At 70.9% G+C, this 13,091-nt stretch carries 11 protein-coding genes; 7 read left to right on the forward strand and 4 right to left on the reverse strand.

The window, feature by feature from the left end:
- Positions 1-87: 87 nt before the first annotated feature.
- Positions 88-1,665: an FAD-binding oxidoreductase gene (locus CG740_RS26865; protein ID WP_100577833.1), complete on the forward strand. Its 1,578-nt coding sequence runs from the start codon at positions 88-90 to the stop codon at positions 1,663-1,665.
- Between the two features lie 54 nt (positions 1,666-1,719).
- Here CG740_RS26865 and CG740_RS26870 read toward each other — a convergent pair whose 3' ends face one another.
- From CG740_RS26870 to CG740_RS26880, 3 genes are all read right to left on the reverse strand, one after another.
- Positions 1,720-2,424, reverse strand: coding sequence for a phosphatase PAP2 family protein (locus CG740_RS26870; RefSeq protein ID WP_100577834.1), 705 nt, complete (start codon positions 2,422-2,424; stop codon positions 1,720-1,722).
- A gap of 202 nt (positions 2,425-2,626) precedes the next feature.
- Positions 2,627-3,634 carry a C40 family peptidase gene (locus CG740_RS26875; RefSeq protein ID WP_199846581.1) on the reverse strand — a complete coding sequence of 336 codons (1,008 nt, stop codon included), beginning with the start codon at positions 3,632-3,634 and terminating at the stop codon, positions 2,627-2,629.
- A gap of 201 nt (positions 3,635-3,835) precedes the next feature.
- Positions 3,836-4,795, reverse strand: a complete 960-nt coding sequence (locus CG740_RS26880) for a trypsin-like serine peptidase (protein WP_100577836.1) — start codon at positions 4,793-4,795, stop codon at positions 3,836-3,838.
- A 404-nt stretch (positions 4,796-5,199) separates the two neighbouring features.
- Between CG740_RS26880 and CG740_RS26885 the strand changes: the two genes are divergently transcribed.
- From CG740_RS26885 to CG740_RS26910, 6 genes are all read left to right on the forward strand, one after another.
- A complete protein-coding gene (locus tag CG740_RS26885) occupies positions 5,200-5,508 on the forward strand; it encodes a hypothetical protein (protein WP_053729027.1) in 309 nt (102 codons plus the stop codon).
- A gap of 174 nt (positions 5,509-5,682) precedes the next feature.
- On the forward strand, positions 5,683-6,546 hold the full coding sequence (locus tag CG740_RS26890; protein ID WP_100577837.1) for a hypothetical protein: 864 nt from the start codon (positions 5,683-5,685) through the stop codon (positions 6,544-6,546).
- Complete coding sequence (locus CG740_RS26895) at positions 6,536-7,900, forward strand: hypothetical protein (protein ID WP_100577838.1); 1,365 nt, start codon at positions 6,536-6,538, stop codon at positions 7,898-7,900. The genes CG740_RS26890 and CG740_RS26895 overlap by 11 nt, the downstream gene beginning before the upstream one ends.
- The gene (locus tag CG740_RS26900; RefSeq protein WP_100577839.1) at positions 7,897-9,444 is read left to right on the forward strand and encodes an SCO6880 family protein; all 1,548 of its coding nucleotides are present in this window, start codon (positions 7,897-7,899) and stop codon (positions 9,442-9,444) included. The genes CG740_RS26895 and CG740_RS26900 overlap by 4 nt, the downstream gene beginning before the upstream one ends.
- 19 nt (positions 9,445-9,463) lie before the next feature.
- Complete coding sequence (locus CG740_RS26905) at positions 9,464-10,888, forward strand: ATP-binding protein (protein ID WP_100577840.1); 1,425 nt, start codon at positions 9,464-9,466, stop codon at positions 10,886-10,888.
- 1 nt (position 10,889) lies between these two features.
- Positions 10,890-12,473, forward strand: a complete 1,584-nt coding sequence (locus CG740_RS26910; RefSeq protein WP_100577841.1) for a type IV secretory system conjugative DNA transfer family protein — start codon at positions 10,890-10,892, stop codon at positions 12,471-12,473.
- Between the two features lie 6 nt (positions 12,474-12,479).
- On the opposite strand, the gene CG740_RS26915 is transcribed toward CG740_RS26910, so the two are convergent.
- Positions 12,480-13,025 carry a GNAT family N-acetyltransferase gene (locus tag CG740_RS26915; protein WP_100577842.1) on the reverse strand — a complete coding sequence of 182 codons (546 nt, stop codon included), beginning with the start codon at positions 13,023-13,025 and terminating at the stop codon, positions 12,480-12,482.
- Positions 13,026-13,091: the final 66 nt, after the last annotated feature.

Raw genomic sequence — 13,091 nt, forward strand, 5'->3', positions numbered from 1 at the left:
CGAGGGCCGGACCGCTTCCCCCCGTTCGGGAAGGGGCGGCACGGGGAAGGAGCCAGCCCAGCGCCCCACACGCCCCCGGGAGCCCCCATGCGCCGCCGCACCCTCCTCACCGCCGCCACCGGCACCGCCGCCCTCGCCGCCGCCGGCTGCGGCAGCACCGCGCACCCGGCCCCCGCGCCGACCGGCACGGCCACACCGCCGCCCACCGGCACCGCGAGCCGCACCCCCGCACCGAGCGCCTCGGCCCCGGCGGACTGGAACGCGCTGGCGCACTCCCTGGAGGGCAAGCTCGTCCGTCCCGACGACGCCGACTACGCCGCCGCCCGCCAGCTCTACAACACCCGCTTCGACGACCAGAAACCGGACGCCGTGGCGTACGTGGCGCACGAGGCCGACGTCCAGGAGTGCCTCGCCTACGCCCGCGCCCACCACGCCCCGATATCCGTCCGCAGCGGCGGCCACGACTACGCCGGCCGGTCCTCGGGGACGGGCCGCCTGGTCATCGACGTATCGCGGCTGAACAGCGTGTCCGCCGACGGCGGCATCGGCGCGGGCGCCCGCCTCCTCGACGTCTACACCGGACTCGCCGAGAGCGGTCGCACCATCCCGGGCGGCTCCTGCCCCACGGTCGGCGTCTCGGGCCTGACCCTGGGCGGCGGCCACGGCGTCACGGCCCGCGCCTACGGGCTGGCCTGCGACAGCCTGACCTCCGTGAGCCTTGTCACCGCCGATGGCCGGAAACTGACGGCGAGCGAGAAGCAGAACCCCGATCTGTTCTGGGCCCTGCGCGGCGCGGGCAACGGCAACTTCGGCGTGGTCACCGGACTCACCTTCCGTACGCACGAGGCCCCGCAGGGCGTCACCGCCTATCTCACCTGGCCCTGGCGCCAGGCGCAGGCGGTGATCGAGGCCTGGCAGGAGTGGGGGCCCGACCAGGCCGACGAGATCTGGTCCGCCGCGCATCTGGCGGGCGGCGCCGGCGGCGGCAACCCGACGCTGACCGTCTCCGCGTTCTCCCTCGGCTCGTACGGCGAGCTGCAGAACGCCCTGGACCGCCTCGCCGACCGGGCGGGCGCCTCCGCCTCCTCGGTGTCCCTGCACCGCACCGGGTTCCAGGACGCGATGCTGCTCTACGGCGGGTGTGCCACCTTCAGCCAGGCCCAGTGCCACCTGCCCGGCCGGACCCCGGGCCGCAGCCCGCAGGGCGTCCTCCAGCGCGAGACGTACGCCGCGAAGTCCGACTTCTACACCAAGGCGATACCGACGTCGGGAGTACGCCAACTCCTCACCGGCGCCGAGCAGTTCACCCGCATCCCGGCCGCCGACAACGGGGGCGCCGGGACGGTCGTGCTCACCGCGCTCGGCGGCGCGATCAACCGGGTCGACCCCGGCGCCACCGCGTTCGTGCACCGCACCTCACGGGTGCTCGCCCAGTACATCGCCTCGTGGCGGCCCGGCACTTCCGGTGCGACCCAGCAGTCCTGGCTGACGCGCACGCACGACGCGATGCGCCCGTACGCCTCGGGCGCGGCCTACCAGAACTACCCCGACGCCTCGCTCACCGACTGGCGTACGGCCTACTACGGCTCGGCTGCGCCGCGCCTGGCCGCACTGAAGAAGCAGTACGACCCGAACCGGCTCTTCGACTTCCCCCAGGCACTGTGACCGGCGGCACGTGGACCGGCCTTCGGCAGGCACTCCGACGACCGGGCCGGCCCGTCAGGCCGCGAGATCGCGCTCCTCGGGGCCGGAGCGCTCGACCGCTCCGCCGGGCGCGGCCGGAACCACCGTCAGGACCCTGCGCGAATGCACCAGGAGGCCGAGCCGCGGCGAACGCGCCACGGCCGCGACGACCGGGGTGAGCAGCAGCTGGGCGAGCGGGGCGAGCAGCAGCGTGACCGCCGTGCCGAGCGCGAAGCCGCCGACGACGTCCGTCGGGTAGTGCACGCCCAGGTAGATCCGGCAGAACCCTTCGAGCAGGGCGAGGCCGAGCGCGATCAGGCCGAACTTCCGGTTGGCGACGAACAGTCCGGCGCCGAGCGCCATGGCGAGGGTGGCGTGGTCGCTGACGAACGAGAAGTCGCTCTTGCCGCCGACCAGGACATCGAGTCCCTTGTGGTCCAGGAAGGGCCGGGGCCGCTGCACGAAGCCGCGGATCGGGATGTTGACCAGGACGGCGATCCCGGCGGCCAGCGGCGCCCACACGATCCCGGCGACGGACGCGACCGCCGCCTGCCGGTCCGCCGCGCGCCGCACGCTCCACCAGCACCACAGCACGACGAGCACGAGGCCGAGCAGGATCCCGTACTCCCCGACGAAGGCCATGGTCCGGTCGAGCCAGGAGGGGGCGTCCTTGGCGAGTCCGTTGATGTCGTAGAGCAGGCTGACATCGGGATTCGCTCCGTCGAATGCGAGTCCAGCCATGCTGCGGCCCCTTGCCTTGATCCGTCCTGCTACCAACCCCCGTGGTCAGTACGTACATCAGTCACTGTCCAGGGAACGCCTTCCACGGCGGCCGCGTTCCACTCTCCACTGAATGATCACCTCGACGTTATCGAAGAGAGACGAATAGCCCCAGCTCAGGGCCATGGCTTCACGGAGAGTTCCAGCCACCGAAGGGCCTTGTTCAGGACCCCGGTTGGGGCGTGGGCAGCGCCGCCGCGCCGTCCTTGGTGACCCGGGTCGCGCCGAAGTAGTCGGGTGCGTCGATCTTGTCGAAGCGGATGACGGCACCGGTGTACGGGGCGTTGATCATGTACCCGCCGCCCACGTAGAGCCCCACGTGATGGATGGCCCGCGAATTGCCGAGGTCGGTCGAGAAGAACACCAGGTCACCGGGGAGCAGCTCGTTGCGGGCGGGGTGCGGGCCGGCGTTGTACTGGTCGTTGGCGACGCGCGGCAGCGTGATCCCGACGCTCTGGTACGCGGCCTGCGTAAGCCCCGAGCAGTCGAAACGCCCCCCTTGCTCGGGCGTCCCCTCCCCGCCCCAGAGGTAGGGCGTGCCGAGCTTCTGCTGTGCGTAGTAGATCGCCCCGGCCGCCTGCTGCGAGGGCTGCACCCGGCCGACGGGCGCGGCGAAGCTCTTCTCCAGGGAACGGATGGTCTTCACATAGCCCTGGGTCTCCTTGTACGGCGGAACACCCTGGTACTTGATGACCGCGTACGCGCCCGCGTTGTACGCCGCCAGCATGTTGTCGCTCGCGTCGCCGGGTACGTCCTTGACGTATTTGGCCAATTCGCAGTCATAGGACGCCGCTGACGGAATGGCATCGGCCGGGTCCCAGATGTCCCGTTTGCCGTCGCCGTTGCCGTCGATGCCGTGGCTCGCCCAGGTGGCGGGCATGAACTGGGCGATGCCCTGCGCGTTGACCGGGCTGACCGCGGTCGTCTTCCAGCCGCTCTCCGAGTAGAGCTGGGCGGCGAGCATCGCCGGGTTGAGGCTGGGGCAGTAGTCGCCCCACTTCTGCACGAGCGGCTGGTAGAGCGCGGGCACGGCTCCCTTGGCGAGGCCGATGGCACCGCCCGCCCGGGAAGCGAGCCCGGCGGCGGCCGAGTACGTACCGACGACGAGCAGCGCGACGAAGCTCAGGCACACCCCGAACCCGATCCCGCCGACCACCCAGACTCTGCGCACCCCTCAACCCTCCCCCATCGAGGCGCGGTTCACCGCCACTTCGCCCGCACTCGTGTCGGACCCTCGCTCATTCGGCCAGGAACCCGAACCGCCACCGCTCCCGTGATCCACTGGCCTCCATATGACGGTACGTCACCGTGCAGGCGCTGCGGGAGTGTTCGGAAAGGACCGTGACCGACCGTCGCGCAGTCCGCCCCGGTCTCAGCTCCAGGGAATCAAGGCGGTGAGCAGCCGCAGGACCTGACCGGTCCACGCCTCGGGGGCGGACTTGGCGCCGGAGGACGCGGGGGCGGGCTCGGCGGCAGCGGGTGCCTTGGCCGCCGGGGTCGCGGAAGGGGCCGGCGCGGCCGGGGTCGGGGACGCCGTCGGAGCCGCCGGCTTCGGCGTGCCCGCGGTGTTCGCCAGCTGGTACAGGGACTTGACCTTCGGCCCGAAGACGATGCTGTAGGAGACGTCGGGGTCGTCCCCGCCGAACTGGTAGCCGCCGATCACCCCCGCCACCGCCCCGCCCTCGACGACCCACGGGCTGCCGCTGGTGCCGCCCGGGAAGTCGGGGCACTCGATGCGCTGCTGGGTGTCCCCGTACGCGACGGCCGTGTTCGCGCAGACCTGCGGGACCTCGGTGTCGGACGGGTATCCGGTCAGCGTCGCGGACTCCCCGGTGGCCCGGCCCGCGAACAGCGGGGCGGCGCCCACCACGTCCTCGATCTGCTTGCCCCCCTGCGAGCCCGGCCCGAGGACCGCGAAGGCGACGTCGCTGTCCTGGTCGCCGTCCTCGGTCCAGCTGTCCTCCTCGTACACCGACTCCACCGGCCACGTGCCGTAGGGCGCGGAGCCGTCGCGGTAGGCGGGCGCGAACACCGCCTTGCCGTCCTCCGACTCGTCCGCGGTCAGACAGTGCGCGGCGGTGACGATGACGTCGTGGCCCGAGCTCTGCACCACCGACGCGGTGCAGTAGTGCCCGTCGTCCAGGCCCCCCTTGAACAGCGCCCCCACCCGGGCGTTCTCGGCGCTGGCCGGCGCCGTCGTGGTCCGGCCGGCCGCCCCCGCGTCACTGGCCCCCAGCGCCGGTATGACGAGGAGCACGGCCGCGGCGGACAGCGCGCCGAACCGTCCGCGACCGGTCGCGAATCTCGTCCCGAAGATGCCAGTGCGCTTCATACGGTGCGTCTCCTGGAGGTCGGCGGGCGTGCTTGCTGACTGCGAACACTCAAACTCTCGCTGCCCCGGCTGAGAGCGACCATGAACCTTTTCTGAAAAGTTTCTATGAACGGCCCGTCGCTCCGACCTGCGCCGTCGGCCGCCGACACGACAAGCGGCCCAAGGGTGTAACAACGACAGTCATTGCCCGGAGTCACCCTGCGTGATACACAGAGTGACCATACGCGTTTTCGCATACAACCGATTCACCGCAGGTCAGGGCGGTTCTACGGGCACATGTGTGCGGGGGCGGGTAAAGAGAGGCGCCAAGGCGTCCTACTCCGCCGGTTTCATCAGCGAAGATAGAACCTGACCCATGCCATGGGGCAGGGGCATCGAACTACCCGACAGGGGCGGTGAGTTACATGTACCTGGCAGCCGGAAAAGGCGACATCACCACCATCATCGGCGGAATCGCCCCCAACTGGGGGCCGTTCGGGACGCTCGGCAACGAGGCCCGCATCATGGTGGAGGTGGTGATGGCGGTCGCCATCCTCCTCTGCCTCGGCATCGCGGTATGGGGTGCGGCCAAGCAGCGGATCGGAGCGACGGCGCTGCGCGACACCTTCAGCGCCGAACAGGGCAAGGGCCTGATCGTGGCCGGCCTGACCGGAGTCTTCATCATCGGCTCCCTGGGCACGCTCTTCACCATCGTTTACGGGATGGCCGTCTGACCTCCCGTCAGGCGTCCTGTCACCCCTCCCGTCCCCCTCACACCATCCGTCCGTCGTGCCCACCGGCAGAGGTTGCGTCTCCCTGATGTCGAGTCACCACACCGCGCCCGCGCGGCAACCAGCACGGCTACCGTCGTACTACGCGGATTCGTACACGGCCGAGGGGGCGCAGGCATGAGTTTCGACGACGAGCCGGGCCACGTCGGGGGCGACCCCGGCCGCGGCGACGACCGCTTCAGCACGCTCGGCGGCACCCGGCAGACCCGTACGCGCATGCCGGAGACGACCGGCGACGTCTACGGCGGCGCCCGCCGCCCCCAGCGCACCTCGCGCTCACTCGTGATGGTGGTCGGCGTCGTGGTCCTGCTCGTGGCCGCGATCGCCTTCGCCAACCGGGGCGGCGACGGCTCCGCCACCACCCCCGACACGGCCAAGCCCGGCGCGGCCGAGCCGACGGCGGCGACGGGGACGAAGCCGGTGGGGGGGAAGCAGGGGGGGATCGCGTCGGGGTTCGCCCACGATGAGCAGGGGGCGCAGTCGGCTGCGGTCAACTATCTGGTGGCCCTCGGCTCCGACGGCATGTACAGCACCAGCCGCCGGCACGAGATCGTGAACACGGTGTATGCCCCCGACATCGCCGCGGCCCGGCAAGGAGACCTCGACAAGGTTTACTCCGGGAAGGACTTCCTGACCCGCATCGGCCTCAATGCCGACGGTACGGCGCCTTCGGGCCAGACCTTCATTTCCCGGTTCAACCCGGTCGGCGCCAAGGCGGACAAGTTCGACGGCAACACGGCGAGCGTGTCCGTCTGGTACTCCGCTCTCTTCGGTCTGGCCGGCGAGGGCTCCAAGAACCCGGTCTCCGAGAGCTGGTTCACCAACACGTTCCAGCTCAAGTGGACCGGCGGGGACTGGAAGATCACCGACTTCACGCAGAAGGACGGCCCGGCACCCGTCGGCCGTGACCAGGCCGCCGCTCCCGCCAAGGACATGACCGACGCGGTGGAGCAGTTCGGAGGGTTCACGTATGCCCGGTAAGCCGCATCGCCGCGCCTTTTCCGTCGCCGCCGCGTTCACCGCCGTACAGACCGCGGCCATCCTGCTCGCGAGCAGGGCGTACTCCGCGCCCACCCCCACGCCCGGCGGGTCTCCGGGCGCCAGCCCGAGCCCGAGCCCGAGCAACAACGCCTGCGACCTCATCCGCGGCCCCGCCCGGGACTACTGCCAATCCGGCGGCAGCAAAAGCAGCACCCCGCCCCCCGGCGACGGCGCCGCCTCCGACCCCCTGACCTCCCTCGCAAAGGGCTGCGCCGACGCCGCCGCCTGGATCGTCGGCAAGCTCTCCGACGCGGTGAAGTCGACCGCCACCGTCGACTTCACCAACCCCAGCTTCCGCACCCAGTACGCCGTCGTCTTCGCCGCCGCCACCTTCCTCACCCTCGTCCTGTGGCTCCTGGCCGTCGCCAAGCGGGCCATCCGCGGGGTGCCGCTGTCGACGGCGATCTCGGAGGCCGTCGGCTTCCTCTGGCTCACCGTGCTCGCCTCCGCGTTCACCCCGCTGATCCTCTACACCGTCGTATCCGCGACGGACGCCGTCACCGAGGCCATCGCCAACGCGACCGGCAACCAGTCGGACGTGTTCTTCGGCTCGTTCTCGGCCGCGCTCAAGAAGGGCACGGACATCGGCGGCGGCCCGATCATGCTGATCGTCGTCGCCCTCGTCTCGATCCTCGCCGCGGGCGTCCTCTTCCTCGAACTGGTCATCCGCGCGGCCCTGTTGTACGTCGGCGCGCTGCTCGGCACGGTCGTGTACGCGGGGCTCGTCGACAAGAACATGTGGGGCCACGTACGCCGCTGGGCGGGCATCATGATCGCCGTGATCATGGTGAAACCCGTCATCGTGATCGTGCTCGGGCTCGCCGGAGCGCTCTCCTCCGGCAAGGGACCCGACTCCTTCTCGGCCGTCGTCTCCGGCCTCGCCATCATCCTGCTCGCGATCTTCGCCTCGGCGATGATCTACCGCTTCGTGCCCGGCTTCGGCGACGAGATCGCCTCCGCCCGCACCAACCGCAAGCAGGCCACCGACGGCTCCCAGGCCGCCGCCCTCATCTCCTCGCCCGCAGCCCTCGTCTCGCAGGGCATCAAGACCCACAGCGGCCGTGGCAACCAGGGGGGCGGCGCCACCCAGGCCCGCCCCGCCAACCCCATGTCCGGTGGCGTGGCCGCCCACAGCAGCCGGGGCTCCGGCGGCGGAGTCGGCGGCGGAACTGTCCCCTCCGCCGCACCTCCGCCGCGCAGCGGCTCCGGCCCGACGTCCGGCACGCCGCACACCCACCGCCGTAATTCCGGCGGCACCGCAGGCAACAAGAACACTGGAGGTGGAGGGCGTTGACGACCCAGTCCCAACCGGTCGCGCCCCGCCGTACGTATCTGATCGGCCGCGCCCGGCCGTCGGCCGTCGTCGGCAAGAACCGCGAGACCGGCGAGATCGTACTGATCATCGGCGGCGCGTTCCTCGGCATGATGTGCGGGCTCCTGGTCCCCGTCCTGTCCCTGCGGATCGTGCTTCTGATGGGCTTCCCGTTCCTGGCGCTCGCGGCGGTGTACCTGCCGTACAAGCACCGCACGTTCTACAAGTGGTTCGAGATCAACCGCAGTTACAAGCGTTCGCTGCGCCGCGGCACCGCCTTCCGCTCGGGCGCGGCCGAGGCCGGCGTACGGCTCGACGGGCGCGAGGTCGAGGTGGGACCGCCGCCCGGCATCGGCCACGTCAGCTGGCTCGCCGCCCCCTTCGGCCCCGACGAGATCGCGGTCCTGCTGCACGCGGACCGCCGTACCGTCACCGCCGCCATCGAGATCGAGGGCCCCGGCGTAGGCCTGCGCGACAGCGAGGACCAGGAGGCCCTCGTCGACCGCTTCGGCACGCTGCTCAAGCATGTCGCCAACGGCGACGGCTTTGTGACGCGGCTTCAGATGCTGGCCCGCACCCTCCCCGCCGACCCCGACGCGCACGCCAAGGACGTCGCCCAGCGCGGCGACACCAAGGCCCCCGGTTGGCTCCAGGACTCCTACGAGCAGCTCCAGTCGATGGTGTCCACCTCCAGCGAGCAGCACCGCGCCTACCTCGTGGCCTGCATGCAGTACAGCCGTGAGCTGGCCGCCGAGGCCAACGCGATGGCCCGCGCCGCCAACCCGCACGGCCGCAAGCTCGACCGCGACGCCGGCCTCGCCGTCGTCATGGCACGTGAACTCACCGACATCTGCGCCCGGTTGGCCGAGGCCGACATCCGCGTACGCCAGCCGCTCGGCCAGAGCCGGCTCGCCTCGCTCGTGCACTCCATGTACGACCCGGACCACCCCATCGACCACATCCAGGCCATGACCAAGCGCAACGCCTGGCCGGCCGAGCTCGACGCGGTGGAGCCCACCTACCTCCAGGCCAAGACCCGCGAGTCCTCGACGCGGGCGCCCTGGTGCCACGCCACGGCCTGGGTGAAGGAGTGGCCGATGACCCCGGTCGGCGTCAACTTCCTCGCCCCGCTGCTCGTCCACACCCCGGACGTGATCCGTACGGTCGCCGTCTGCATGGACCTGGAGCCGACCGAGGTCGCGATCGAGCGCATGCTCACGGAGAAGACCAACGACGAGGCGGAGGCGTCCCGCGCCGCCAAGATGAACCGCACCGTCGACCCGCGCGACATCGCCGCCCACGGCCGTCTCGACCAGCGCGGCGAGGACCTCGCGAGCGGCGCCGCCGGCGTCAACCTGGTCGGCTACATCACGGTGTCCTCGCGCTCTCCGGAGGCCCTCGCCCGCGACAAGCGGACCATCAGAGCCTCCGCCGGCAAGTCGTATCTGAAGCTGGAGTGGTGCGACCGCGAGCACCACCGCGCCTTCGTCAACACCCTGCCGTTCGCGACCGGAATCCGCCGCTAGTTGAGAGGCAGTACCCGCCATGCGAGATCCGCTGTCTCTCGTCTCGGACGCCTTCACCTCCCTGCTGTTCGGCAAGGTGGAGACCACCCGGCTCCCCGTCCGCACCTCCACGGGCCAGGCCCAGGCCGTCTACCTGCCGACGGCCGCCCCCGGCCTCGGCGACTCCGGCGTGATCATCGGGCGCGAGGTGTACAGCGGCAAGGGCTACATCTACGACCCCTTCCAGTTGTACGGACAGCAGCTCCCGGCCCCGCACTGGCTGGTCCTCGGCGAGTCCGGCAACGGCAAGTCGGCGCTTGAAAAGACGTACGTACTGCGGCAGTTGAGGTTCCGCGACCGCCAGGTCGTCGTCCTTGACGCACAGGGCGAGGACGGCGTCGGCGAGTGGAACCTCATCGCGCGCGAGCTGGGGATAACCCCCATCCGGCTCGACCCGATGACCGCGATGGACGGCGGCATCCGGCTCAACCCCCTGGACCCGGCGATCACCACGACCGGCCAGCTCGCCCTGCTCCGCACGATCATCGAAGTGGCGATGGGGCACGGCCTGGACGAACGCTCGGGCTTCGCCCTCAAGGTGGCGCACGCGTACGTCAACACCACCATCACGGACCGCCAGCCGGTCCTGACCGACATCGTCGAGCAACTGCGCCACCCGGAGGCCGAGTCGGCCGAGGCGATGAACGTCGACATAGAAGATGTACGCGCCTGGGGCCTGGACGTCGCCCTGGTCCTCGACCGCCTGGTCGACGGCGACCTGCGCGGCATGTTCGACGGCCCGACGACCATCGGCATCGACCTGGACGCCCCCCTGATCGTCTTCGACCTCTCGCACATCGACCGCAACTCGATCGCGATGCCGATCCTGATGGCGATCGTCGGCGTCTGGCTGGAGCACACCTGGATCCGCCCCGACCGGAAGAAGCGCATCTTCCTGGTCGAGGAGGCCTGGCACATCATCAACAGCCCGTTCGTGGCCCAACTCTTCCAGCGCCTGCTGAAGTTCGGCCGGCGCCTCGGCCTGTCCTTCGTGGCGGTCGTCCACCACCTGTCCGACGTCGTGGACGGAGCCGCGGCCAGGGAGGCGGCCGCCATCCTGAAGATGGCCTCGACGAGGACGATCTACGCGCAGAAGGCCGACGAGGCACGGGCGACGGGCCGGGTCCTGGGCCTGCCGCGCTGGGCCGTGGAGATCATCCCGACCCTCACCCCGGGCATCGCGGTATGGGACGTGAACGGCAACGTCCAGGTGGTCAAGCACCTGATCACGGAACGCGAACGCCCCCTGGTCTTCACCGACCGCGCGATGACTGAGTCCGCGGCAACGGACGACATCCTGGCCTCGGAGCTGGACTCCCAACTCGAATCCGAGACGGAACGCCGGGCAGCGATGATCGAACAACAACTGTCCGCATCCGACTCACCCGAGTCCACGGTGGCCTGAAGTGAGCGGAACCGGCACCCCGAGAGGCGACCAGCGAGGCATCCCCGATTCCCTCCTGGTCGGCCTCCTGGCCTTCCTGCTCGGCCTGACGGTCCTGGTGTGGACGGCGACGGGCCTGGCCGGCCTGTTCACCCATGGGTCCTGGCCCCCAGGCGTATCGTTCACGCACAGCCCGATGGCCCTGAGATCCCTGATCACGGCCCCCCAGGACCTCACCACCGCCTGGCCGGACACCCCGCCCCCGGCCCTCCCGGGCTACGGTCTCTTCTGGGGCCTCCTGATCGGCGAACTCCTGGTCCTGATCGTCCTGACCATCTTCATGCTGGGGACGTTCACGCGCTGGCGAGCGGTACGAGCGAGAGCGAGACAGCACGCGGCACCCGCGGCGGCCCCCTCCGCCCAGTCCCCCCACCCGGCACCAGCGGTCGTTGAGGCGGCGCCCGCTCCCGCCGCCGGGTTCCCCATCGCTCCCGTCGCCGGAGCCCCGGTACCCGCCGGCGGCCCCGCCGAGCCGCCGGCCTCCGGCCCCGAGCAGCCCATCGAGCCCGCCCACGCGCCGGCGGCCCCCGCGGTTCCCGAGCCCAGCCCCCCGGCATGGACCGTGCCCACCCGGTCGAGCGCGGTGGAACAGTTCCCCACCCCCCGGGCCGAACAGCCGCACCCCCGGCTCCACTTCGGCCCCCCGGAGACCCGGAGGCCCCGCGCCCTCCAGGCGATCCAGGACGCGGAGGGCGCAGCCCTCGTCGTCACCTCGGACCCCACCCTGTGGGCCGAGACCAAGGACGCCCGCGCCAAGCTCGGCCCGGTCCACGTCTACGACCCGACCCACCGCTGTGACACCCCCGCCCGACTCCACTGGTCCCCGACCGCCGACTGCGAGGACCCGGACACCGCCGCGGCACGGGCCGCCGCCCTCCTCGCCCCCGTACGCCCCCAGGCCCGCATGGACGCCGCCATGGCGGACACCGCGGAGACCCTGCTGCGCTGCTGGCTGCACGCAGCCGCCCTGGAGAGCCGCGACGGCCGAGCGACGAAGCAACTGCACCGCTGGGCCCAGGGAACGGCCGCCCACGAGGCCGTACGGATCCTGCGCACGCATCCCAAGGCGCAGAGCGGCAGCGCGGGCCTCCTGGAATCGGCGCTCACGGCCTACCCCGAACGCCGGGAAATCGCCCAGCAGTTGACGGCCCGAGCCCTGGCCTGCCTCTCGTCCATCCACATCCGGGACGCCTGCACACCAAACCGAGCGGATTCGCTCGCTCTGGAATCATTCGCGAACGAAGGGGGCACCCTTTATGTGGTGGGGGAAGCGATCGAGGATCCCCGGTCCGACCCCGCCGCGATGCCGCTCCTGACGGCACTCGCCTCAGACGTGGTCGAGCGCGGCCGCCGCATGGCCGAACGGTCATCTGACGGTCGCCTCGACCCACCAATGACGCTCGTCCTGGACGACGTCGCGGCCGTGGCTCCGCTTCCCCGGCTACCGGAGCTGCTGTCGACCGGTCAGGGCCAGGACCTCCCGCTCCTGGTCCTGCTCCGCTCCCCCGAACAGGCCCGATCCCGCTGGACCGAGGCCCTGACGTAGCCGGCGCTACGGCCTGGGAATCTCCATCTCAAGGTCACGCCCGCCGTCATCGGTCAGCAGCGCCGTGAACCCCGTGAGCACGAAGCCGGCCTTCCGGTAGAAGCCCCGAGCCCGCGGATTGTCCTCGTGCACCAGGAGGCGGACCCGGTTCACCCGCGGCTCCTCCAGCGCCCAGGCCCAGGCGAGCGCGGCCGCGAAGAGCCGCTCGGTCAGCCCGGTGCCACGGTGTTCGGGCCGTACGAAGACCCCCACGATGTGCGCCTGGGACGAGTCGATCCGGTTCCCGAAGACATCATCGGCACCCTCGGTCTCGGCTATCACCACCACATTGCCGGCCCATGTGCCGTCCGGGCCCTCGGCGACGAACTGCCGCACGGACGGGCCCTGCGCGTTCCTGGCCCGCTCCTGCCAGAACTCATCGGGCTGCGCAGAGGCGGTTTCCAGGGTGTCGAGAAACGCGACCGGGGCGACGGGATCGGCGAGCGATGCGAGCCGCAGCTCTTTGACCTTGCGCCACTCATCGGCGCGGACAGGGCGTATGACGTGTTCCATGGGCCGATACTGCCACAACGCGAAAAAGCCCCGCACCGTGACCGTAATTTCTTACGGTCTGGTGCG

This window comes from Streptomyces sp. CB01201, assembly GCF_002803085.1.
Taxonomy (GTDB): Bacteria; Actinomycetota; Actinomycetes; order Streptomycetales; family Streptomycetaceae; genus Streptomyces; species Streptomyces hundungensis.